This window comes from Candidatus Thiothrix phosphatis (genome assembly GCF_035668035.1).
Lineage (GTDB): Bacteria > Pseudomonadota > Gammaproteobacteria > Thiotrichales > Thiotrichaceae > Thiothrix > Thiothrix phosphatis.
This window is the reverse complement of the sequence record NZ_JAYMYJ010000165.1, coordinates 12970-34488: the sequence shown is the minus strand read 5'-3', so window position 1 is coordinate 34488 and position 21519 is coordinate 12970. Positions and strand designations below refer to the sequence as shown.

Annotated in this window: 22 protein-coding genes and 7 tRNA genes; 9 read left to right on the top strand and 20 right to left on the bottom strand. The window is 52.1% G+C overall.

The window, feature by feature from the left end:
• Both VSS37_RS21745 and VSS37_RS21740 read left to right on the top strand, forming a co-directional pair.
• Positions 1-1131, top strand: a 1131-nt coding sequence (locus VSS37_RS21745; RefSeq protein ID WP_324698637.1) for an AMP-binding protein, incomplete at its 5' end; no start/stop codon positions are given.
• A 305-nt stretch (positions 1132-1436) separates the two neighbouring features.
• Entirely contained in the window at positions 1437-2141 is a 705-nt protein-coding gene (locus VSS37_RS21740; protein ID WP_324698636.1) for an outer membrane beta-barrel protein, read from the top strand.
• Between the two features lie 3 nt (positions 2142-2144).
• On the opposite strand, the gene dnaQ is transcribed toward VSS37_RS21740, so the two are convergent.
• The 4 genes from dnaQ to VSS37_RS21720 form a co-directional block, all read right to left on the bottom strand.
• Positions 2145-2858, bottom strand: coding sequence for a DNA polymerase III subunit epsilon (dnaQ, locus tag VSS37_RS21735; RefSeq protein ID WP_324698634.1), 714 nt, complete (start codon positions 2856-2858; stop codon positions 2145-2147).
• On the bottom strand, positions 2855-3304 hold the full coding sequence (gene rnhA / locus VSS37_RS21730; protein ID WP_445971505.1) for a ribonuclease HI: 450 nt from the start codon (positions 3302-3304) through the stop codon (positions 2855-2857). Before rnhA ends, dnaQ begins: the two co-directional genes overlap by 4 nt.
• Positions 3301-3957: a methyltransferase domain-containing protein gene (locus VSS37_RS21725; RefSeq protein WP_324698633.1), complete on the bottom strand. Its 657-nt coding sequence runs from the start codon at positions 3955-3957 to the stop codon at positions 3301-3303. The genes rnhA and VSS37_RS21725 overlap by 4 nt, the downstream gene beginning before the upstream one ends.
• Before the next feature lie 372 nt (positions 3958-4329).
• Positions 4330-4545: a hypothetical protein gene (locus VSS37_RS21720; RefSeq protein WP_324698632.1), complete on the bottom strand. Its 216-nt coding sequence runs from the start codon at positions 4543-4545 to the stop codon at positions 4330-4332.
• 117 nt (positions 4546-4662) lie between these two features.
• Here VSS37_RS21720 and VSS37_RS21715 point away from each other — a divergent pair, with 117 nt between their 5' ends.
• From VSS37_RS21715 to VSS37_RS21685, 7 genes are all read left to right on the top strand, one after another.
• Positions 4663-5544: a transglycosylase SLT domain-containing protein gene (locus VSS37_RS21715; RefSeq protein WP_324698631.1), complete on the top strand. Its 882-nt coding sequence runs from the start codon at positions 4663-4665 to the stop codon at positions 5542-5544.
• A 22-nt stretch (positions 5545-5566) separates the two neighbouring features.
• Positions 5567-6181, top strand: a complete 615-nt coding sequence (locus VSS37_RS21710; protein ID WP_324698629.1) for an FHA domain-containing protein — start codon at positions 5567-5569, stop codon at positions 6179-6181.
• A complete protein-coding gene (locus tag VSS37_RS21705) occupies positions 6117-6773 on the top strand; it encodes a 5-formyltetrahydrofolate cyclo-ligase (RefSeq protein WP_324698628.1) in 657 nt (218 codons plus the stop codon). Before VSS37_RS21710 ends, VSS37_RS21705 begins: the two co-directional genes overlap by 65 nt.
• Before the next feature lie 72 nt (positions 6774-6845).
• On the top strand, positions 6846-7322 hold the full coding sequence (locus VSS37_RS21700) for a hypothetical protein (protein WP_324698627.1): 477 nt from the start codon (positions 6846-6848) through the stop codon (positions 7320-7322).
• 87 nt (positions 7323-7409) lie between these two features.
• Positions 7410-7985, top strand: coding sequence for a hypothetical protein (locus VSS37_RS21695; RefSeq protein WP_324698626.1), 576 nt, complete (start codon positions 7410-7412; stop codon positions 7983-7985).
• 60 nt (positions 7986-8045) lie between these two features.
• Positions 8046-8894, top strand: a complete 849-nt coding sequence (locus VSS37_RS21690; protein WP_324698625.1) for a 23S rRNA (adenine(2030)-N(6))-methyltransferase RlmJ — start codon at positions 8046-8048, stop codon at positions 8892-8894.
• A gap of 8 nt (positions 8895-8902) precedes the next feature.
• A complete protein-coding gene (locus VSS37_RS21685; protein ID WP_324698624.1) occupies positions 8903-9355 on the top strand; it encodes an EVE domain-containing protein in 453 nt (150 codons plus the stop codon).
• Between the two features lie 5 nt (positions 9356-9360).
• Here VSS37_RS21685 and VSS37_RS21680 read toward each other — a convergent pair whose 3' ends face one another.
• The 16 genes from VSS37_RS21680 to VSS37_RS21605 all read right to left on the bottom strand — a co-directional run bounded on the left by VSS37_RS21680 (position 9361) and on the right by VSS37_RS21605 (position 21431).
• Complete coding sequence (locus VSS37_RS21680) at positions 9361-10062, bottom strand: hypothetical protein (RefSeq protein ID WP_324698622.1); 702 nt, start codon at positions 10060-10062, stop codon at positions 9361-9363.
• Positions 10063-10271: 209 nt separating this feature from the next.
• Positions 10272-10877, bottom strand: coding sequence for a hypothetical protein (locus tag VSS37_RS21675; RefSeq protein ID WP_324698621.1), 606 nt, complete (start codon positions 10875-10877; stop codon positions 10272-10274).
• Positions 10867-12159 (bottom strand): tRNA (N(6)-L-threonylcarbamoyladenosine(37)-C(2))-methylthiotransferase MtaB, encoded by a 1293-nt coding sequence (gene mtaB / locus VSS37_RS21670; RefSeq protein ID WP_324698620.1) that lies wholly within the window; start codon positions 12157-12159, stop codon positions 10867-10869. The genes VSS37_RS21675 and mtaB overlap by 11 nt, the downstream gene beginning before the upstream one ends.
• 7 nt (positions 12160-12166) lie before the next feature.
• Positions 12167-14041, bottom strand: coding sequence for a SurA N-terminal domain-containing protein (locus VSS37_RS21665; protein WP_324698619.1), 1875 nt, complete (start codon positions 14039-14041; stop codon positions 12167-12169).
• 109 nt (positions 14042-14150) lie between these two features.
• Positions 14151-14227 (bottom strand) — tRNA-Asp (locus tag VSS37_RS21660).
• Positions 14228-14284: 57 nt separating this feature from the next.
• Positions 14285-14361 (bottom strand) — tRNA-Asp (locus tag VSS37_RS21655).
• Between the two features lie 23 nt (positions 14362-14384).
• Positions 14385-14460: transfer RNA gene (locus tag VSS37_RS21650), tRNA-Val, on the bottom strand.
• Between the two features lie 16 nt (positions 14461-14476).
• Entirely contained in the window at positions 14477-14764 is a 288-nt protein-coding gene (gene hbs, locus VSS37_RS21645; RefSeq protein WP_324698638.1) for a non-specific DNA-binding protein Hbs, read from the bottom strand.
• A gap of 160 nt (positions 14765-14924) precedes the next feature.
• A complete protein-coding gene (gene lon, locus VSS37_RS21640) occupies positions 14925-17345 on the bottom strand; it encodes an endopeptidase La (protein ID WP_324698618.1) in 2421 nt (806 codons plus the stop codon).
• 69 nt (positions 17346-17414) lie between these two features.
• On the bottom strand, positions 17415-18695 hold the full coding sequence (gene clpX / locus VSS37_RS21635; protein ID WP_324698617.1) for an ATP-dependent Clp protease ATP-binding subunit ClpX: 1281 nt from the start codon (positions 18693-18695) through the stop codon (positions 17415-17417).
• Between the two features lie 238 nt (positions 18696-18933).
• The gene (clpP, locus tag VSS37_RS21630) at positions 18934-19548 is read right to left on the bottom strand and encodes an ATP-dependent Clp endopeptidase proteolytic subunit ClpP (protein WP_324698616.1); all 615 of its coding nucleotides are present in this window, start codon (positions 19546-19548) and stop codon (positions 18934-18936) included.
• A 29-nt stretch (positions 19549-19577) separates the two neighbouring features.
• On the bottom strand, positions 19578-20885 hold the full coding sequence (tig, locus tag VSS37_RS21625; protein WP_324698615.1) for a trigger factor: 1308 nt from the start codon (positions 20883-20885) through the stop codon (positions 19578-19580).
• 69 nt (positions 20886-20954) lie between these two features.
• Positions 20955-21039: transfer RNA gene (locus VSS37_RS21620), tRNA-Leu, on the bottom strand.
• A 105-nt stretch (positions 21040-21144) separates the two neighbouring features.
• Positions 21145-21220, bottom strand: a tRNA-His gene (locus VSS37_RS21615).
• A 34-nt stretch (positions 21221-21254) separates the two neighbouring features.
• Positions 21255-21331, bottom strand: a tRNA-Arg gene (locus VSS37_RS21610).
• 23 nt (positions 21332-21354) lie between these two features.
• Positions 21355-21431: transfer RNA gene (locus tag VSS37_RS21605), tRNA-Pro, on the bottom strand.
• Positions 21432-21519: the final 88 nt, after the last annotated feature.

The window sequence follows — 21519 nt, the reverse complement described above, 5'->3', positions numbered from 1 at the left end:
GTGCTGCAATGGCTGTACCTACCGAAATTCGACATGGACGCGACCGCCGCCATCCTGTTTTCCAGCGGCAGCGAAGGTGCCCCCAAAGGCGTTGAACTGACCCATCGCAATCTGGCGGTAAATGCCCGGCAGGTGGCGGATGCGTTCAACACGCTCGACAATGACGCCATTATGGGCACCTTGCCCACCTTCCATGCCTTCGGCCTGCTGGCCACCACGCTGATGCCATTGGCGGAAGGCATCCCCCTCATTTGCCACCCCGACCCTACCGATGCGGTCAATATCGCCAAGGGAATCGCCAAATACGAAGCCACCCTGCTGGTCGGCACCAGCACCTTCCTCCGCCTGTATGCGAAAAACTCGCGCGTGCACCCACTGATGTTCCAGAGCCTACGCTATGTGGTGGCCGGTGCGGAAAAGCTGTCACCGGACGTGCGCCGCCTGTTCCTCGACAAATTCGGCAAGAAGATCCTGGAAGGCTACGGCGCAACCGAAACTTCACCAGTCGCCAGTGTCAACCTGCCCGACCAGATTGACACCCATTACTGGAAAGTCCAGATCGCCAACAAGGAAGGCACTGTCGGCTTGCCATTGGCTGGCACCAGCTTCCGTGTCGTCGACCCGGTCACGCTGGAAACCTTGCCTACCGGCACTGACGGCCTGATCCTGATTGGTGGCCCGCAAGTCATGAAAGGCTATCTGGATGCCCCGGAAAAAACCGCCGATGCCATTGCCATGCTCGATGGCCAACGCTGGTACAAAACCGGCGACAAGGGGCATGTGGACGAAGACGGCTTCCTCACCATCGTCGACCGTTATTCCCGTTTCGCCAAACTGGGCGGCGAGATGGTCAGCCTCGGCGCAATCGAGCAACAAGTGCGCAACATCCTCGGCGAACCTGAATTGGAATTGGTCGCGGTCAACCTACCGGACGAAAAGAAAGGCGAAAAAGTCATCCTAATGATTGCGGGCGAACTCAACGAAACCGAAATTCGCCGCAAACTGGTGGATGGCGGGATGAATGCGCTGATGATCCCGGCGATGATCCGCAGTGTGGATGAAGTGCCGAAGCTGGGGAGCGGGAAGACGGATTTTGCGAATGCGCGGAAGCTGGCGTTGAGTGTGGTGTAATCCTTTCCACAAATTTATAAGACGACAAAAATGCATAGAATTATGCATACTATAAAATACAAATATAAGTTATAGAATTATGTTTTCATTGCATTGCCACATGCCTCAAACTCCTCCTTCCCCCAGCAGATAGAACCTTTCAGTGCCTAATAAAAGGTGTTTTTTGCGGACATAATCTGCATTTAATTCTTTTGTCTGCCATTCAAAACCGTCTATCAACTCCCACAACACAATTTTATCAGCTGCCGATCATACTACCAATTTAAGAGAATATATTTATAGTGAAGCCCCAGGAATCAAACCCCATGAAAAAATTTATTGCAGTCAATGCCGGGATCGCAGCCCTCATGGGTTCCGGCCTCGCGGAGGCAGGTTATTCGCCGTACTATGTTGGCGCAGCCATTGGCAAAACCCACAACAACACTAACGAGACTCAATTTTGCCCAGAGTGTGAAGAGTCGCAGTTTACCATCAGCAAAACCAATGGAGGGATCTCCAAAGTCCACAAAGTTTATGGCGGTGCCAACTTAACCAGCACCTTCGCAGTAGAAGCTGAATACGCCAATTTAGGCGAAACTTATTCACTGGATATGTACCGCCCTGAAAACGGCATTCCGGGAGGGAGGGCTGAGTTTGCCAGCGCCCGGCAGAAAACCCGCGGCATCGGCATCAGTGCGAAAGCCAACCACCGTTTGACCCGAAAAACCTCTGTCTTCGGCAAGGCGGGTGCATTTGTGTGGGAAAATAAAAACAGCATGGATTACATCAATCTCGACAATGTCCATGAAATTTACAAGACCACTGAACATGGCGTCAGCCCAACCTTAGGCATTGGTGTTGAGCAAGAATTAGGTAATAACTGGAGTGTGCGGGTGGGTTGGGACCGTTACTTCAATACCGGCAAAGGCAACCAGTTCCTGCATTTGGACACGAACAAGAACTATGCCGACCTGCGCAGTGTCAAGACCGACACGAACATGATCTACGTCGGCGCAACCTTCAACTTCTAACGTTCACCCTACAAACAGGCATTTGCCAGCGGATTTGGTAATAGCGGCGACACGTTCAGTGTGCGCCGCCAGTTCTTCTTCAGTAGCGCCAATTACCCGTAACCGGGCAACATCGATTGTGATCCCCTTGGTGGCGGCACTCTCTGCGCCCTCGTGTCCTGTGCTTTCCTGCCCCCCCCCCAGCAACAGGCTCACCTGCCCGCCCGTCATCGCCAGATACACATCTGCCAAAATTTCGGCGTCCAGCAATGCGCCATGCAGGGTACGGTGAGAATTATTAATTTCGTAGCGTTTGCAGAGCGCATCCAAACTGGCCCGTTGACCAGGAAACATCTGCCGCGCCATCACCAGCGTATCGGTTACGGTACACAAGTTGGTGACCGGCTTGCTGTTTGGGTCACGTAGTTGCAATTCATGATTGAGAAAACCAATATCGAATGGCGCGTTATGGATAATCAGTTCAGCCCCTTCCAGATACGCCAACAGCTTATCAGCAATGTCCTCAAAACGCGGTTTGTCCGCCAAAAACTCATTGGTAATGCCGTGCACCTCGATGGCCTCAGCGTCAATCTGGCGGTCAGGCTGCAAATATTGGTGAAAATTGTTGCCCGTCATTTGTCGGCCAATCATTTCCACACAGCCAATTTCGATGATGCGATGACCATCCTTTGGATCCAGGCCGGTAGTTTCGGTATCAAGAATAATCTGGCGGCTCATATTTTCCTCTCATCGATGGCTTTATTGGCAAGTTGGTCTACCCGCTCATTCTCATCATGGCCGCTATGCCCTTTGACCCAGCGCCATTCAATCTGATGACGGGCGGCGGCGACGTCCAGACGCTGCCAAAGCTCCTGATTTTTGACCGGCTTGCCAGCAGCTGTCTTCCATCCCTTACGTTTCCAGCCTGCCATCCACTCCGTAATCCCCTGCCGAACGTATTGGGAATCTGTCGTCAGCACGACTGTGCAAGGGCGGCTAAGAACTTCCAATGCCTGAATGGCGGCCATCAGCTCCATCTGGTTGTTGGTTGTATCAGGCTGGTAGCCATAAAGCTCACGCTCATGCCCATCATAACGCAACAAAACGCCCCACCCACCCGGCCCTGGATTGCCCCGGCAAGCTCCATCGGTAAAAATTTCAACTATTTTATGATCTGGCATCATTTCGGCTCTTTACGGGAAAAGCGCCCGGCACCTGGGTTCACAATCATCCCCGGTTTCAGCAACGGCTTGATTTTGCGGGCTGGCAACAAAGGCGTCATCTTGGACACTTTTTTCTGCGCATGAATGATATAAACATTGCCAGTCATCAAGCCGAGCCTATCGCCCAGCTGATCCAGCCAGCGGGTCTGCTTGAACAGGTACTTTCCCCTAAAAACTGGGCAGAAACCGATCGAAACAGTTTCAAGCACCTCAAACCCCAATACACTCAACCAATCACGCACACGAAAAGTCGAGTAAAAACGGCATGCATTCCCATCGCGCCCATAAATATGGCGGAGATGCCCTACCCCCTTGAAACTGAGCGGATTAAACCCAATGAGGATGCAATGCCCTTCCGGCACCAAAACCCGCTCGATTTCACGCAACACCTGATGCGGCCAATGCGTGCAATCCAATACATGACTGGCAATCACCAGATCAATATTGCTGAAGGCAAACGGCAAATACTCTGGCGCGCCCACAACACTGCCCATTTCTCCTGATATAGACCCCAGCACAATCTGATGCGCAATGCGTGATTCTTGCAGAAAGGAATAGTGCCCCGCCAACACCCCAGTTTCCAACGCATGATAGCCAAACACATCAGCTGTCATCCTGCCCGCTATAACCTGCAACCGCTCCAAGGTAGACTGCCCTGCCGACGTGGCATACCAATCCCTGCATACATTGATGCCTGCTGGAGGTGATAATGTTTTTAAAGCAACGTTCAGCGTTTTTTCCTTGTCCACAAGTTTTATACGTATTATATTCGCACTAACTCGACTGATTAAATTAAATTATGGAAAGCACTTTGCTCTCCTGCCATCCAAGCCAGCATTATAGCGGCGAATCGCAGTCGACACTAAAAATAACGGGTCATTGGGGTCTAAAGAATGATAACAATAAGCAAATATGCGCTCATCGCAACATCCGCTGTTGCGGCGCTTACAACTTCTGGCTGTTCCAGCATCTTGGGTAAACCAGACTCACAAGAAGACTCCAGCAAAGTCCAACATGCCCAAACCAAGCAACAAAAAGCCGTCCTGCAGAAAGCTTCCTTTCAGCAAAGGGGCACTGACGGCAATATACAGCCAGCCAATTACCATCAGACGCAAAATCAAAAAGCATCCATTGATGAAGATTTCGATACCTGGGAACGTGTTTTTCACGGTTTCCAGCTGAATGGCAATTATAACCAGCATCCAAACGTACAATATTTTGTCAATTACTATGGCCGTAAACCAGCCCAGCTCAGTTTGTTGTCCGAACGTGCGAGTGTATTCCTGCACATGATCGTGTATGAAATTGATCGCCGAGGCATGCCCACCGAAATCGCCTTGCTGCCATTCGTGGAAAGCGCTTTCGATCCAGACATTTTCTCCAGCGCTGGCGCAGCAGGCCTGTGGCAGTTCATTCCCGACACTGGGCGCCGCTACGGCCTGCAACAAGCCAAGCATTACGATGCCCGCATGGATCCGTTCGCCGCCACAGGCGCGGCACTCAGTTACTTGCAAGAACTGCACGATGAATTCAACGGCGACTGGCTGTTGGCCCTGGCTGCCTACAACTGTGGGGAAAAACGTGTCCAACGGGAGATCGACAATAACCGGGCGGCAGGCTTACCGGCTGACTTTTGGCATCTTTCCGGCCTGCCCAAGGAAACCCGCGAGTACGTGCCCCGGCTGCTGGCCTTTAAGGAACTGATCCGCAATGCGCCGCGTTATGGCGTCAGCCTGGCGGATACGCCCAATCGCGCGCGGCTGGCGCAGGTGCGCGTCAACAAGCCTGTTGACCTGCGCAGGGTCGCCCTGATGGCAGGACTGAATTCAGAACACTTAATCAACCTGAACCCTTGCTTCCGCACGGGCGTCACGACCCCCGAATATTCCAACCGGATCGTATTGCCCCGTAGCCAAGCCCAACAATTGGCCCAGATCATCGAATCCCAACCGCCAGCCGCTAGCCGCCAAGTTTACGCCAGCAAATCCTCCTCCGGATATAATCGGCTAGCGACTGTCAAAATTAGAAAAAAACCTGTCCAATACGCCAACGCAAAATCCAAAAGCCATACCGTTCGCCGTGGGGAGACCTTGCAAACCATCGCCCAAAAGCATGGCATGACCGTAGAGGCGCTAATGAAAACCAACAGTAAACATACCTCCAGAATTCGGGTAGGGGAACGTCTGGACATCATCGCCTAAAACCAAGGGGTCACACCAGAATATGAGCCAACTGATTGTAATGCTGGACAAACAAATTCTGCGCCGTTTTTCAATCAAGGGAACAAGCGTGACATTCGGGCGCAACGGCAAATCCGACATTGCCTTGCCAGACCGCACCATCAGCAATAATCACGCCCGTATCACCATCGTGCGGGAAGACTGCTTCCTTGAAGATTTACAAAGCACCAATGGCACCTATGTCAACCGGCACATGGTTGACCGTCATTTGCTCGAAGATGGGGACATTATTGGCCTAGGCAAATACCAGGTTGTTTTTCGCTCAGACCAGGGATTAGAAGCACAGCTCAAACGTCTAAGCATCCATCCAAAACTGATGGAGGCTGGGCATACTGTTTGGCTACAGGTGTTAAACGGCCGCAAATCAGGTTATATCATCCCTTTACGCACCGATCGTGTAGTGCTTGGTAAACTGGCCACCGGACAAATCTTGATTGAGCCAGCCCCCCAAGAGCAGTATATAATGCGCCCAGTAGGCATGAACACCCATGCTGCCCGCGTACTTGCCCATGGGGATGAAATTAAAGTGGAGGATGTTAGCTTCCTATTTTTCCGGAAAAATCAAGATGCCAACAACGTCAGCCCTCACCCTGACTAATCAGCAGTTACGTCTTGCCATCCGCAAACAACGGGCGGCATTGCCACCCCACGAACAACAGCACTTATCCCACAAAGCCACCCGCCATCTCAGTGGCCGAGCCCTATTCCGCAATGCACGGTATATTGCCTTATATTTGCCGGTAAAAGGCGAAGCGGATCCAACCTTCCTACGCAAACTGACCCACCCACGACAGCAAATCTACCTACCGGTTTTGTCGCCATTCGGCGGTGCCCGCCTGTGGTTTGTCCTTTGGAATGAACATACTCGCTTTCGCCTCAACCGCTTCCAGATTCCTGAACCTCTTCCACATTGGCGCTATAGCCGCCCCGCACGTTGGATAGATTTGGTCATCACCCCATTGGTAGCCGTTGACAAGCATGGCTCCCGCCTAGGCATGGGAGGCGGTTTTTACGATCGCACCTTTAGTTTCAAACGGATACCGGCAAATAACAGCCGCCGCCCTTACTTATGTGGTTTTGCTTACGCATTCCAGCAGGTAGAGTCGTTACCCCAACAACCATGGGATGTCCCACTGGACGCAGTCACATCCGACTGTGGCTTTTTTCAGTTTAATACTAGATTATATTAGAATATACTGATATAGTTAGTGGAAGTTCAGGCTGAACCTGAGATGAAATGACACCGCATAGGAGATATTCAGATGAAAAAATTACTGGTTGGCTTAAGCCTTCTGGCATTGTCCGCCACTGCAAGCGCAGACTTCTTTGGCAGCAATAATGGCGAATGGAAAATGGGCCCTTACGGCCCTTACTGGGATGAAAGCGATTGGCCAGAATGGACACCAATGTACTGGATGGAAGAGTTTACTGACAGCTGGGACAACAACAACGACAACGGTGGCTCATATGGCATGCCATTCATGGGCGGAGGCTACCCTGGAATGCCATCTTATGGAGCACCAATGGGCTATGGCGCTCCTATGATGCCCCCCATGGGTTACGGTGCCCCTATGATGCCAGCGCCGCAAATGGGCATGCCGATGATGGCTCCCCAACCAATGCCTGTGCCGCAAATGGGCGCGCCGATGATGGCCCCTCTCCCTGTGGCACCTGGCGCAACCCCAGGGCCATCCGCAGCACCGGCCCCAACAGCAGCGCCAGTCCCACCTGCTAACTAATCCTGGCAGAAAGGATTATACTCAACGGGCCGAATTCATTCGGCCTGTTTTCGTTTTACATGATTGAAAAGCAAAGGGAGCAGCACCATGAAAAGAGTTATTGTCGGCATTGTGATCGCCATGGCCTCAAGCGCCGCCAATTCCAAAGGCTGGAGCTTCGACAGCTTCGACTGGAATTGGAGCCCCAACATGAACTGGAGCAGTGCTGACGGCCCAGGCAATGGCTTCAACTGGGGAAGCGGCCCAGCATGGGGCGGTGGGCCTTCCTGGAACAATGGCCCATCATGGGGTGCTATGCCTTTTTGGGGCAATGGCCCTTGGCACAACCAATCTGGCTTTCCTTTCAACTGGAACAACGGCCCGTGGAATAATGGCCCCTGGCATAACGCACCGTGGAGCAATAGCCCCTGGAGTAATGGCCCTAACTTCCCAGGCATGGGATTTGGCAATAATTATCGCCATTACCCGCGTCCAGTTTCCCCATATGGCATGGGCAATGGCCTACCGCCTTTTATGCTTCCACCCGAACCGCCAGTAGCGCCAATTCCACCCATGCCTGGCTCTGATGGAGTTGCTCCGGCAGTTGCGCCTACCGCACCTGACACGGCAGCCCCCTCCGCCAACACTGGCAATGCAACACCAGACGCTACCCTGACACAGTAAACCAACACCACCCGACAGAGACGGACGGGAACCTTTCCCTCCGCCTCCAAAGGAGATTTCTTGCTCAGTTACCGCCATGCGTTCCATGCAGGCAACCATGCCGATGTTCTCAAGCACCTGCTGCTGGTATTGACGTTGGATTACTACCAACGCAAAGACAAACCATTATGGTATATCGACACCCATGCTGGCTGTGGCTTATATCCCCTAAACAGCGCAGAGGCCCAGAAAAACCGTGAATTCGCCCAAGGCGTCCAGGCGATGTGGAACGTCAGTGATTGTCCTGACACCCTATCGCCCTATCTGGAATTGTTGCAGCAGCTGAACCCCGACCGGCGCTTACAACAATACCCTGGCTCACCATGGCTGGCGGCGAAATTGCTACGGCCTAAGGATCAGTTGCACCTGTTTGAATTGCACCCAGCAGATTTCAACGCCTTGGAAAAGCTGTTGGGTCAGGATAAACGTACCCGCACCAGTAAACAGGATGGGCTGCAAGGCCTGTTAAGGCTATTGCCTCCCATCACCCGCCGCGCCGTCATCCTGATAGATCCTTCCTATGAACTGAAAAACGACTACACTGCAACGGTGACGGTGCTAAGGCAAGCATACCAGCGATTCGCCACTGGCACCTATCTGCTATGGTATCCCGTCATAATGCGCCAGAGAGTCAGACAAATGACGCTGGATCTGCAAAAAACTGGCATACCGGATATATTGCAAGTCGAATTTTGTCCGCATCCGGACAGCAATGGCATGGGCATGACGGGTAGTGGTGTGTTTATCATCAATCCATCTTGGCTACTGGCCGACCAAATGCGCACAATTTTGCCCTGGCTCCAAGCACACATGGGACATTCCAGTGGGCAATTTACAGTGATGCAGATTACACCCGAACAAAAAACCTGAGGCGAACCATGCAATACTGGCTAATGAAATCGGAACCAGATGTCTTTGGTATTGATGACTTGCAGAAAGTAAACGTCGAACCATGGGACGGGGTGCGTAACTACCAAGCGCGCAATATGATGCGGGATCAGATGCAGGTTGGCGACCAAGTGTTTTTCTATCACTCCAACTGTGAAATGCCCGGCATTGTAGGCATTGCCGAAATCGCCCGCGCAGGCTATCCAGATGACTCTGCATTCAATCCAGAAGCAAAATATTTTGACCCGAAAAGCGATCCGCAAAATCCTCGCTGGTACCGTGTGGACGTAAAGTTCATGCGTAAACTGAAACGCACTATCAGCCTCAGTGAATTGCGGGAGCAGCCTTCCCTAACGGACATGCCACTAGTACGCAAGGGAAACCGCCTTTCCGTCCTCCCAGTCACCGGACAAGAGTGGAGCAGCATTCTCGCACTGGAATAATGCCATTACTCGTGGCTGTCTTTCCCAGTTGCCCCAGCTTTACAGGCGGCAGCACCAGGGCCAAACAGCGGGCAAAAATCGGCGGGCAAATCAACCTTGGGATTAGCTTCCGTATGCGTAGGCTCAGGCTCCCGATTATCAGCAACAACCTTTTCCGCAGGCTCCGTTGTTACTGGCGCAGGAACCACTGCCACCGCCGATTGCACATTGGTTGCCCCGGGTTTCTGGGCATCATTGTCAAAACGCGCCAAGCGTAGATTATGGAATATCCGTTTCGACTCCCAGTAATCCTGCTGATACCGGTGTTGCGCTAGCAACGCCTGCTTATCTTTCACCGCTATGCCCAACCCTTCGACAATGCCATTCATTTCTGACAGTTGTTGCAAAATTGCATTCGCTTTGGCAACCAAAGCCGCATGCTTATCGGATCCTTCGATCTCTTCCCTTTCCTCTTCATCAAATTCATGAATCATTGCCGTCAAACGTTCCTCTTGGCGTTTATAAACCAGCGGCATTTCAACGCTAGCTCCCGAAGCGGACGAAACGGCCATATCCGCCTTTTCCGGTTCACGCGCCAAATAGAATGACAAAGCCACCGCAGCGGTCACAAGCAGCAACAATACGGGCAAAAGAAGACGCAAAATGCTTTCCAGCTTTTCTTGGGCGGAAGGCTCAGGCAAGTCTTGTTTAATGATTAATTTAGGCATGCGGGGATCCCTCTTCAGTTAATCGGGCCATTCAAAATGAATGGCACCAACATAACATCCCTTTATGTTTATTCCAGTAACTGCCTGACAAAATTGCAGTTTTTGGCTTTATACGGACATCTGCCCTATCTAAACCTGAATTTTGCCTGAATGCAATAGAAATCCAACATGCCATGGATTTAACACAATATTATGCTTATATTTTGAGCTTATATTGACTGTTTTGCTGGTGGGGAAGGCGTTGTCACAGGAGGAGGCTCAGGCGCAACCGCTGGTGGCTTTGCCAGTTCTTTTTTCAGCTGATCAACGCCCTGCTTTAAATTTTGATTCAGCTTGTTGACGCTATCAGCCAATGATTGGTCAAGATCCTTCAAGCCATTGTCCATAAACTGGTTCAATTGGTCTACAACTGCACCCATTGCTCCACTGACCATGGAACCCATTGTTTTTTGGACATCAACCTGCCATGCATTCTCTTTGTCACGAACCAAGACTGTTCGCACAGGAATCTTCATATCGCCTTTTTCACCGCCGTATAGCACAGTCGCCACTTCAGCGGTGGAAGCATCAACCTTGATTTCACCAGTTTCAAAACGCTGTGCTGACACACTTTTACTGCTGAGGAATTGCAGGTATTGCGCACTCTCCCAGGTCGTCAAATCCTTGGCAGCATCCATATCATTGCTTAAGATCGCCTGCCAGAATTTTTCCGCCACTTCGCGTGCCTGTTGGGATTCTGATGAAAAAATACACCCTGACAACCCTATTATTACCACCAGCAGATAAATGCCAGCCAACCAACGCTTAGTTTGCATAGACTATCCTCCCCTCCAATACACCATCAGTATCCATACCTAACAACTGGGTTCTCGTCACCATGTTGTCAAGATAAATATTTTCTGGCACGGATACCCTGACCTTACAGTAATTAGGAGTATAGCCGGTATAAATGCGCCGCCCATTATCTATGCGCCCGTATTCCCATAAAATTGGGACTAACCCACCAACCTGACGTTGCAGCCATTCCTTCTGCATGCGCTCACCAATGGCATGCAGGGCTTGGCTGCGTGTTTTTTTGATCGATTCAGCCACTTGCCCAGGCAAACCAGCAGCTTTGGTGCCTTCTCGAACCGAGTAAGTAAAGATATGCATGTGGCCAAAACCGACAGCCTGCACATATTCCAGAGTCTGTCCCCATTCCTCATCCGTTTCTCCGGGGAAGCCGACAATGACATCAGTGGTGACATTGAATCCTGGCACTACACCACGCACTTGTTCCACCAACCGGGAAAATTCAGCCGTCTTGCAGCGCCGCGCCATCCGCCGCAACACCGAATCTGCCCCACTTTGCAGCGGCAGATGCATATGCGGCATCAAGCGCGGATCATCAAACAGGGTGAAAAAGTTCTCGGGCAAATCCCAAGGCTCGACCGAAGCAAAACGGATGCGGGGTATATCGGTTTCACGCAGGATAGCTTGCACCAGTGCATACAAGGAGCTGCCCGTATCACTGCCATAACCGCCGACGTGCACTCCAGCCAACACTATTTCTTGGACGCCCTGGGAAGATAACGCATTAATTTCAGAAACAATATCCGCTTGGGTACGGCTACGTTCCTCCCCTCTGGCCAACGTGACAATACAAAACGTGCAGCGGTAACGGCAACCGTCCTGGATTTTGATGAATGCGCGCTGACGCCCGCGCAAGAACAGCGGTGCTTCGCCAGGTTCGCTCGCCATGGCTGGCATGACTGGTAACGCAAAATGCTGCATGACCGTTTGGGGAAGTTGATCCTTATCAGCATTGGGCACAACCAAATCCACACCCAAGACCTGAGCAACTTCATCAGTTTGCAGACTGGCGTAACAACCGCTAACGACCAGCTTGGCGGCGGGATTTTCCCGGTAGAGGCGATGCATCAGACGCCTGGACTTACCTGACGCCTCATTGGTAACCGCGCAAGTGTTTAAAACCAGTACATCTGCATCTGGAGCGCTAGCGACAATTTCATGGCCACCCGCACGGAACTGCTGCGACCACTGTTCCAGCTCCGCCTCATTCAAGCGGCATCCCAACGCTTTCAGATGGACTTTCATTTCCCGATCATAAATTCTCTGGGTGGGTAACCACGTCTGCGCTTTCACGCATGCCTTGCAGGAAAGCACCCAACTCCCGAGAGCCAATACCCTGCTCATACGCCGTCTCACCGGCGGCGTCCAATTTGGATTCACCAGGTTTGATGGCCTTGAGTGCAATAATGACGTAGTCACCATTGCTTAATGACGCGCCCGCCCAAACAGGTTTATCTTGGGCAGGATGGTTCATGGCGAACGCCTTTTCCAACACTTCTGGTGGCAGTTTGCCATCGGCGCGCCCCACCAGACCAAGTTTGTCAACCGTAGCTTCCACGCCTGTTTCAGTCAAAGCAGCCCAGGATGAAGTCTCACGCAATTTTTTCAGCAACTCTTCGCCTTTCTGAGTTGTCAATTTGCGGGCGTCTTCAGCCAACAGGATATTACGAATCTCGTCATGCACCTCCGCCAACGGTTTTTGCGCCGCCGCTTCATGGTTGACAACGCGGATAACAACAGCGTGGCCATCTTCCAGCTCCAGCAAGTCTGAGTTTTTGCCGGACGTCAGCACATCATCACCAAAGGCAGCTTCACGCAGTTTTTGACTGGCGGCGACGCCCTCACCTTGCACACGGGTCACCCAACCAGTTTGCTGCACCGTCAGGCCGGTTTCTTTGGCTGCTGGTGCCAGATCGCCATCTTGTTCATAAGCGACCCGGCCAAGCACTTCGCCTTTATCCTGGAACTCTTTGTCGGATTGTTCAGCACGATAATCCTTGTCGACCATTTCACGCGCTTCGGCAAAGGTTTTCTGCTTGGCAGGCTTAATCTCCTGCACCCGGATAATTTCATAACCGGCCTCCGTTTTGACCGGAGCAGACATTTCGCCAACCTTTAACGCCGAAACCGCTTTCATGAATTCCGGCCCCCAGTCAGACGCAACAACCACACCAAGCAAGCCATCTTTTTCCGCAGATATTTTGTCATCTGAGTCGGTTCGTGCCACCTCTTCAAACGTGCGTTTTTTCGACTGAATATCGGCGTACAATGCATCGATGCGTTTCTTCGCGTCCGCATCCTTTGCTGGCTCATCGACACTGACCAAAATATGACTGGCAATGCGTTCCTCCGGCTGCACATAATGGTCGGAGTTATCATCAAACCATTTCTGCAAGGTCGCGTCATCCACTTTGAGCTTCGCCGCAAGATCATCACGCTTAAGTTCCAGGTAAGCCAACTGGACTTTCTCGTCTGTCATGTAAGAGGTCTTATGCTGCTCGTAATAGTTACCAATTTGCTCTTCGGTGATTTGCACCTGCGGCTGAAAAGCAGCCACCTTTAACGTAAAGGTCTCCAGATCACGTTGCTGCTGCTGCAATGCCTGATATTGTTCGGCCTCGGCCTTAGGCAGGAATGCAGTTTCCAAGACAGCACTGCGTAATTGCTGCTGGGAGAGGTCGTGGCGCACTTGCTCTTCGAATGCCGTTGGATCACGCCGCTGCATTTTTAAAAGCCCCTCATACGTCGCCTTATCGAACTTGCCATCCTTCTGAAACACTTCAATGGCGGCAATGGCGTCTGCAACCTCCTGATTACTGGCGCGATAACCATCTTCCTTAATTTTTTGCCGCAACAATGCCTGATTAATGACGGATTCCAAAGCACTGCCTTTCAAAGCCTCATCCATTCCAGGCGGCAACTGCCCTCCGAACTGCTGTTTCATTTGTAACAGCGCATTCTGAACCTCCTGTGTCGAGATTTCCTCGCCATTAACCACAGCAGCCGCCCGTTTGCCGCCGCCTTCAAAATATTGGTTGATGCCAAACAGGGCGAAGGGAATAGTGATTAAACCTACAACTAAGTAAGCAATCCAGCCTTTGGCTTTATCGTGAATTGATTGCAGCATGGTCTTTTACGTTTTTGTCTAGCATGTTGATGAATAAGTAATACGCACGCCCCACGCGCGCAAAGACGCAATCATACAGGAAGAAACGAGGGGATGAAATGAGAAAAGCTGGCGGAGCGGACGGGACTCGAACCCGCGACCCCCGGCGTGACAGGCCGGTATTCTAACCAACTGAACTACCGCTCCGCGATATGTCGAAAGCAATAAAAAGGATGTCTAGTGAGACATCCTTTTTTAAGAAGCTGGCGGAGCGGACGGGACTCGAACCCGCGACCCCCGGCGTGACAGGCCGGTATTCTAACCAACTGAACTACCGCTCCGCGATATAACCTTAAAGCAACGATGGTGGGTAGTGAGGGACTCGAACCCCCGACCCTCGCCTTGTAAGGGCGACGCTCTACCAACTGAGCTAACTACCCGTCGTTGGAAAGGGCGCTAGTTTACTGCATCCTTCAATGCTTTGCCAGCCTTAAATGAAGGAATTTTTGCAGAAGCGATAGAAATTGTTTCACCTGTACGCGGATTACGGCCGGAGCGCGCCTGACGTTCACGCACTAAAAAGGTGCCAAAACCAACCAATGCAACCTGCTCTCCTTTGGCCAGAGCCTCACTGATGACTTCAACAAAAGCCTTAAATGCCTTATCAACATCTGTCTTTGTTAAATTAGACTTCTCTGATACTGCATCAATCAGTTCTGATTTATTCATAAAAACTTTCCTTATGAATTCATTATAGGGGAAAACCGAAACACTCCTGCCATTGAAAGGCCAGCAGAGCCACCCATGCGGATACGCCCGACAGTTATACCAGCGACATCAGAAATATGTCAACAAAATGACGGACTTCAAACACACCGCAGCATTTCATCCCCCGTGCGGAACATTAATGTGGCCTAGTAGGAGCAGCATCCTCATCATCACCCGCCGAAGCAGAAGCCGTTTGCTGGTTATCCCCTTCCTCATCCAAATCTTCATCATCAGCCAGCGGTTCAGGAGCACGCTCCAACGCCAAAGCCAACACTTCATCAATCCACTTGACCGGGCGGATCTCCAACCCTTTTTTGACATTATCCGGAACTTCTGCCAAATCCTTCTCATTTTCCCGTGGAATCAGCACCAACTTGATACCGCCACGGTGAGCAGCCAGTAGCTTTTCTTTCAGCCCGCCAATCGGCAGCACTTCACCACGCAAGGTGATTTCCCCCGTCATGGCGACATCGGCATTAACCGGAATCCGGGTCATCGCCGAAACCATGGCCGTCACCATGCCGATCCCTGCACTCGGCCCATCCTTCGGGGTGGCACCCTCCGGCACATGGATATGGACATTATGCTTGCGCAGGAACTTGCGGGTAATCCCCAAACTGCGGGCGCGGCTCTTGACCACAGTTTCAGCTGCGTGGATGGATTCCTTCATCACCTCACCCAGGCGCCCAGTGCTCTTGATCATGCCGTTGCCTGGCAATAGTGCGCTTTCAATGGTCAGCAAATCGCCACCCACAGAAGTCCACGCCAACCCGGTCACCTGCCCAATCTGGTTGGTCTTGTCGGCGCGTCCGTAATCGAAACGCTTCACACCCAGATATTTTTCGATATTACGGGGCGTAATCGACGTCTTTTTCTTATTGTTCAGCAGGTGGTCTTTGACTGCCTTGCGGCACAACTTGGAAATCTCCCGATCCAGGTTGCGCACCCCGGCTTCCCGCGTGTAATGCCGGATGATGTCCAGCACCGCCGTATCACTGATGCTGAGTTCCCCCTTGCGCAAACCATTGCTCTTGACCTGTTTGGGAATCAGGTAATTCTTGGCGATACTGAGCTTTTCATCTTCGGTATAGCCCGGAATACGGATAACCTCCATCCTATCCAGCAATGGCCCCGGAATGCGCATGCTGTTGGAGGTTGCGACAAACATGACATCCGACAGGTCGAAGTCCACCTCCAGATAATGGTCGGCAAAGGTGTGGTTCTGTTCCGGATCCAGCACTTCCAGCAGGGCTGAAGAGGGGTCGCCACGGAAATCCGTGGACATCTTGTCGATCTCATCCAGCAGGAACAATGGGTTACGGGTTCCAACCTTGGAAAGGTTCTGGATGATTTTGCCCGGTAGGGAGCCAATGTAGGTGCGGCGGTGACCACGGATTTCCGCTTCATCACGCACGCCGCCCAACGCCATACGGGTGAATTTACGGCCGGTGGCGCGGGCGATGGATTGCCCCAAGGAAGTTTTACCTACCCCAGGCGGCCCGACCAGGCACAAAATTGGCCCTTTGAGTTTCTTGACCCGCTGCTGCACAGCCAGGAATTCGAGGATGCGCTCCTTGACCTCCTCTAGGCCATAGTGGTCTTCATTCAACACTTTTTCTGCGGCAGACAGGTTGTTGTTGACCTTGGATTTTTTCTTCCACGGTAGATTGGCCAGCCAATCAATGTAATTGCGCACCACGGTGGCTTCCGCCGACATGGGGGACATCATTTTCAGCTTTTTCAGTTCTGCGTCAGCTTTTTCACGCGCATCCTTGGGCATGCCTGCATTTTCAACCCTGCGGGCAAGCTCCTCCATTTCATTGGGCGCGCCATCATCCATCTCGCCCAATTCTTTCTGGATCGCCTTGATCTGCTCGTTGAGATAATACTCACGCTGGCTGCGCTCCATTTGCTGCTTGACGCGGCCACGGATCTTCTTCTCAACCTGCAACAGGTCGATCTCACCTTCAATCAGCTCCATCAGGTACTGGATGCGCTCTTCCACTTCCAGCATTTCCAGAATTTTTTGCTTTTCAGTGATTTTCAGGCCAATGTGCGCGGCGATGGTGTCAGCCAGACGGACAGGGTCATCAATGCTGGCAAGGGATGACAGGATTTCAGGCGGCACCTTCTTGTTCAACTTGACATACTGCTCAAACAAGTTGATCAGGGAGCGGCTCAACACCTCAACCTTGCGGAAATCCCCCGATTGGGACGGACGGATTTCCACCCTCGCCGCCGAAAAATCCCCAGCATTGTCAATGGCGATAATCTCTGCGCGCTCCAAGCCTTCCACCAACACTTTCAGTGTGCCATCTGGCAGCTTCAGCAACTGCAAAATGGTGGCAAGGGTTCCCATGGTATGCACATCATCCAACTCCGGTGCATCAACTTCGGCGCTTTTCTGGGCAACCAGCAGGATTTGCTTGTTGCTGTCCATCGCCATGTCAAGCGCCTGAATGGATTTGTTTCTTCCCACAAACAAAGGGATGACCATATGTGGGTAAACCACGACATCACGCAGGGGAAGAACAGGAACAATGATTGATTCAGCCATATTAAAACTCACTCTGGCGGATGGAGGTGGCTGCGCATCCGGCCTTGCAACCGGATACGGCAACAGAGGTTATTCACCGGCAGCCAGTTGCTGCGGCTCGACATTCTCATAGATCAGATAAGGTGTGGATTCGCCATTGACGACGGATTCATCCACCACCACCTTGCTGACATTCTGCTCGGATGGCAGGTCGTACATGGTGTCCAACAGGATTTTCTCCATGATGGAGCGCAGCCCGCGCGCCCCAGTCTTGCGCTCCATCGCCTTGCGGGCAATGGCATGCAGCGCGTCGTCCCGGAACACCAGTTCCGAACCTTCCATGTCAAACAGCTTGGCGTATTGCTTGGTCAAGGCGTTGCGCGGTTCGGTGAGAATTTGCACCAACGCCACTTCATCCAGCTCCTCAAGCGTCGCCACAACCGGCAGACGGCCCACGAATTCAGGGATCAGGCCATAATGCACCAGGTCTTCAGCCTCAATGTCCTTGATGACTTCGCCGAAACTGCGGCTTTCATCCGGAGCCTTGACCTTGGCAGAAAAACCGATGCTGCCTTTTTCAGTACGGCGGCGGATCACTTTGTCCATCCCCGCAAACGCGCCACCCACAATGAACAGGATATTGCGGGTGTCAACCTGCAAGAACTCCTGCTGCGGATGCTTGCGCCCACCCTGCGGCGGCACAGAGGCGATAGTGCCTTCGATCAGCTTCAACAGCGCCTGCTGCACGCCTTCGCCGGACACATCGCGGGTAATCGATGGGTTGTCTGCCTTGCGGGAAATCTTGTCGATTTCATCGATGTAGACAATGCCGGTCTGGGCTTTTTCCACATCGTAATCGCATTTCTGCAGCAGTTTCTGGATGATGTTCTCCACATCCTCGCCAACATAGCCCGCCTCGGTCAAAGTGGTGGCGTCAGCAATGGTGAACGGCACATTCAGCAGGCGCGCCAACGTTTCCGCCAGCAGGGTCTTGCCGCTGCCAGTGGGCCCGATCAGCAGGATGTTGCTCTTGGCCAGCTCAACATCGTCCTTGCCGCTTTTCTTGTACAGGCGCTTGTAGTGGTTATAGACGGCTACTGACAATACCCGCTTCGCCAATTCTTGACCAATGACGTATTCATCAAGGCTGGCCTTGATTTCATGCGGCGTCGGTAGGGAGGATTGTTCATCAGCCCCCTGTACGGCATGCATTTCCTCCTGAATAATGTCGTTACACAGATCGACACATTCGTCACAAATGAATACCGACGGGCCGGCGATCAGCTTGCGCACTTCATGCTGGCTTTTCCCGCAGAAAGAGCAGTACAGCAACTTGCCGCTATCATGATCGCCTCTTCTATCTTTGCTCATCAGAACCTCTATCCTGTGCCAGCCAGTGGCACATCAACACTAATGAAAGGAACTATAGTAATGTCCACATGTATGTTTTCAAGCCATATTATTGTGATAATCCTGCCTTGTGACAAGAATACTCGGCTTTCTGAAGTATTTTACGCTTCTTTACCTGAAAAACACCTGTCCAGACACGAAAACAGCCTGCAATGACAGGCTGTTTTCTGACAAATGGAATATGGAAATGCACAAACCATCAGGAGCGGACAGTAAACACCTCATCAATCAGGCCATAGGAACGCGCCGCTTCGGCATCCATGAAGTTGTCACGGTCGGTATCCTGCTCAATACGATCAATCGGCTGCCCCGTATGATTGGCCAACACCCGGTTCAGCTCCTCGCGCATCTTGAGGATTTCACGGGCATGGATCTCAATGTCAGACGCCTGCCCACGGAAACCACCCAATGGCTGATGGATCATGACGCGGGAATGCGGCAGCGCAAACCGCTTGCCTTTCGCCCCGCCCGCCAGCAGGACAGCCCCCATGCTGGCGGCTTGGCCGATACATAGCGTGCTCACATCCGGCTTGATGAATTGCATGGTGTCATAAATCGCCATGCCCGCAGTAATAACGCCACCCGGAGAGTTGATATACAGATGGATCTCCTTTTCCGGGTTTTCCGACTCCAGGAAAAGCAATTGCGCCACAATCAGGTTGGCCATGTAGTCTTCAACTTCACCCACGCAAAAGATGACCCGCTCCCGCAACATGCGGGAATAGATGTCAAAGGCGCGCTCACCGCGTGCAGATTGCTCAATGACCATTGGCACCCCAACGGCGCGCGGTTCAATCGGGTTCTTTCCAAACATTACAACCTACCTTATTAATGTGCAGGAGCTCAGGCTACAGCCTGCCCCTGTTTATTCGGGTTCATGACGCTGTCAAAGTCACGATGTTCATCGGTCACTGTCGCTTTTTCCATTGCCCAATCAACAATCATCTCTTCCATGACCGCCGCCTCAATCGTCTGCATGGCCTGACGGTTGCTGCGGTAATAGCTCTTCAGTGCTTCCGGCTCTTCGTAACTGGCCGCCACCGCCTCCAGCATCGCGTCAACACGGGCGGGATCACGCTGCAAAGCATTCTGGCGGATAATTTCACCCACGATCAAACCCAGCTTGACGCGGCGCTCCGCCTGGGGTGCAAACAGCTCATCCGGCATATTATCCGCCTGGGAACCAGTGTTTTGCGAAAACTCATCACGGATGTAGCGGATTTCATCATTGATCAGGGCATTGGGAATATCAATTGCATGCAATTCGGCCAGCCCATCCATGACCTGTTGCTTGAGCTGGGTCTTGATGGCGTTATCCAATTCACGTTGCATATTCTTTTTGATTTCCGCGCGGAACTCCTCGACGGAACCGCTTTCCACCCCGAATTTTTTAATGAAATCCTCATTGACTTCAGGCATGGCCGGTTCACGCACCTGTTTCACCGCAAGCTTGAACTGCGCAGTCTTGCCTTTCAGGTTGTCGGCGTGGTAGTCCTCCGGGAAAGCCACGTCGATAGTCTTCTCATCGCCTGCTTTCATGCCCAGCAAGCCATCTTCAAAATCCTTCAGCATACGGCCTGCGCCCAATTCAACCACATAATCTTCAGCCGCCCCACCCTCAAAGGCCTCGCCATCCACCGTGCCAGCAAAATCCACCTTCAGCATATCGCCAACAGCGGCGGCGCGATCAACATCCACCCACTCCTGGTTTTGCTTACGGATGATGTCAATCATCTTATCAAGATCAGCTTCAGTAATTTCGGCGACCGGGCGGGTGATAGCCAAGGTTTCAACGCCTGCAATGACAACTTCCGGGTAAATCTGGAAACTGGCGACATATTCCAAGTCTTTGCCCGCCTCCATATTTTTCAGGTCAATTTCCGGCAGGCCTGCGACACGTAGCTTTTCTTGGCTGGCGGCTTCCTGGAAAGTGGCTCCCAACAACTTTTCAACCACTTCAAACCGCACGGAATCGCCATAGCGTTTTTTCACCACACTAAAAGGCACTTTGCCAGGGCGGAAGCCATCAATCCGGACACGACCGACCATACCCTTCAGGCGCTTGTCCACTTCCTTGTCAATTTGCTCGGCAGGAACTGCCACTGTCATTTTGCGGTCGATGTTACCGGTTGTTTCTACTGAAACTTGCATGCAAAAAACCTCATCTGCGCCTGCCGTCAGAAAACGCAGGGCGTCTTTTTAACTATTGGTTGGATGGGATGGTGCGAAAGGAGAGACTCGAACTCTCACGCCTTGCGGCACTGGAACCTAAATCCAGCGCGTCTACCAATTTCGCCACTTTCGCACGTACAGTCATCAGCTTCCGCAGCAAGCCATTGCCAAGAAGCCATAAAGGAGGCGATTATACACAGCAGAAATGCACTTGTATAACATTAAGCAAGCAGGAAGATGGGGTGACTGATGGGACTCGAACCCACGACCACCGGAATCACAATCCAGTGCTCTACCAACTGAGCTACAGTCACCACTGAAAACGCATTCAGACCTGCGGGACTTGGATGGCACGCCCGGCAGGGCTCGAACCTGCAACCTACGGCTTAGAAGGCCGTTGCTCTATCCGGTTGAGCTACGGGCGCAGAGTTGTCGATCTAAATATGAATGGTCGGAGTAGAGGGATTTGAACCCCCGACCACCTGTACCCAAAACAGGTGCGCTACCAGGCTGCGCTATACTCCGAAATTTAACAGAGGAGGAATAATTGCTTCCGTTCCTCAATCAAGAGCGCGAACTATACGGAGCATCGGACTCGCCGTCAAGCTCCGTA

Coding starts and splice junctions, on each gene's coding strand:
- VSS37_RS21740 (WP_324698636.1), top strand. CDS start 1,437: ATGAAAAAATTTATTGCAGTCAATGCCGGGATCGCAGCCCTCATGGGT.
- dnaQ (WP_324698634.1), bottom strand. CDS start 2,858: ATGAGCCGCCAGATTATTCTTGATACCGAAACTACCGGCCTGGATCCA.
- rnhA (WP_445971505.1), bottom strand. CDS start 3,304: ATGATGCCAGATCATAAAATAGTTGAAATTTTTACCGATGGAGCTTGC.
- VSS37_RS21725 (WP_324698633.1), bottom strand. CDS start 3,957: ATGACAGCTGATGTGTTTGGCTATCATGCGTTGGAAACTGGGGTGTTG.
- VSS37_RS21720 (WP_324698632.1), bottom strand. CDS start 4,545: ATGCTGGTTATAATTGCCATTCAGCTGGAAACCGTGAAAAACACGTTC.
- VSS37_RS21715 (WP_324698631.1), top strand. CDS start 4,663: ATGCCCACCGAAATCGCCTTGCTGCCATTCGTGGAAAGCGCTTTCGAT.
- VSS37_RS21710 (WP_324698629.1), top strand. CDS start 5,567: ATGAGCCAACTGATTGTAATGCTGGACAAACAAATTCTGCGCCGTTTT.
- VSS37_RS21705 (WP_324698628.1), top strand. CDS start 6,117: ATGTTAGCTTCCTATTTTTCCGGAAAAATCAAGATGCCAACAACGTCA.
- VSS37_RS21700 (WP_324698627.1), top strand. CDS start 6,846: ATGAAAAAATTACTGGTTGGCTTAAGCCTTCTGGCATTGTCCGCCACT.
- VSS37_RS21695 (WP_324698626.1), top strand. CDS start 7,410: ATGAAAAGAGTTATTGTCGGCATTGTGATCGCCATGGCCTCAAGCGCC.
- VSS37_RS21685 (WP_324698624.1), top strand. CDS start 8,903: ATGCAATACTGGCTAATGAAATCGGAACCAGATGTCTTTGGTATTGAT.
- VSS37_RS21680 (WP_324698622.1), bottom strand. CDS start 10,062: ATGCCTAAATTAATCATTAAACAAGACTTGCCTGAGCCTTCCGCCCAA.
- VSS37_RS21675 (WP_324698621.1), bottom strand. CDS start 10,877: ATGCAAACTAAGCGTTGGTTGGCTGGCATTTATCTGCTGGTGGTAATA.
- mtaB (WP_324698620.1), bottom strand. CDS start 12,159: ATGAAAGTCCATCTGAAAGCGTTGGGATGCCGCTTGAATGAGGCGGAG.
- VSS37_RS21665 (WP_324698619.1), bottom strand. CDS start 14,041: ATGCTGCAATCAATTCACGATAAAGCCAAAGGCTGGATTGCTTACTTA.
- lon (WP_324698618.1), bottom strand. CDS start 17,345: ATGGCTGAATCAATCATTGTTCCTGTTCTTCCCCTGCGTGATGTCGTG.
- clpX (WP_324698617.1), bottom strand. CDS start 18,695: ATGAGCAAAGATAGAAGAGGCGATCATGATAGCGGCAAGTTGCTGTAC.
- clpP (WP_324698616.1), bottom strand. CDS start 19,548: ATGTTTGGAAAGAACCCGATTGAACCGCGCGCCGTTGGGGTGCCAATG.
- tig (WP_324698615.1), bottom strand. CDS start 20,885: ATGCAAGTTTCAGTAGAAACAACCGGTAACATCGACCGCAAAATGACA.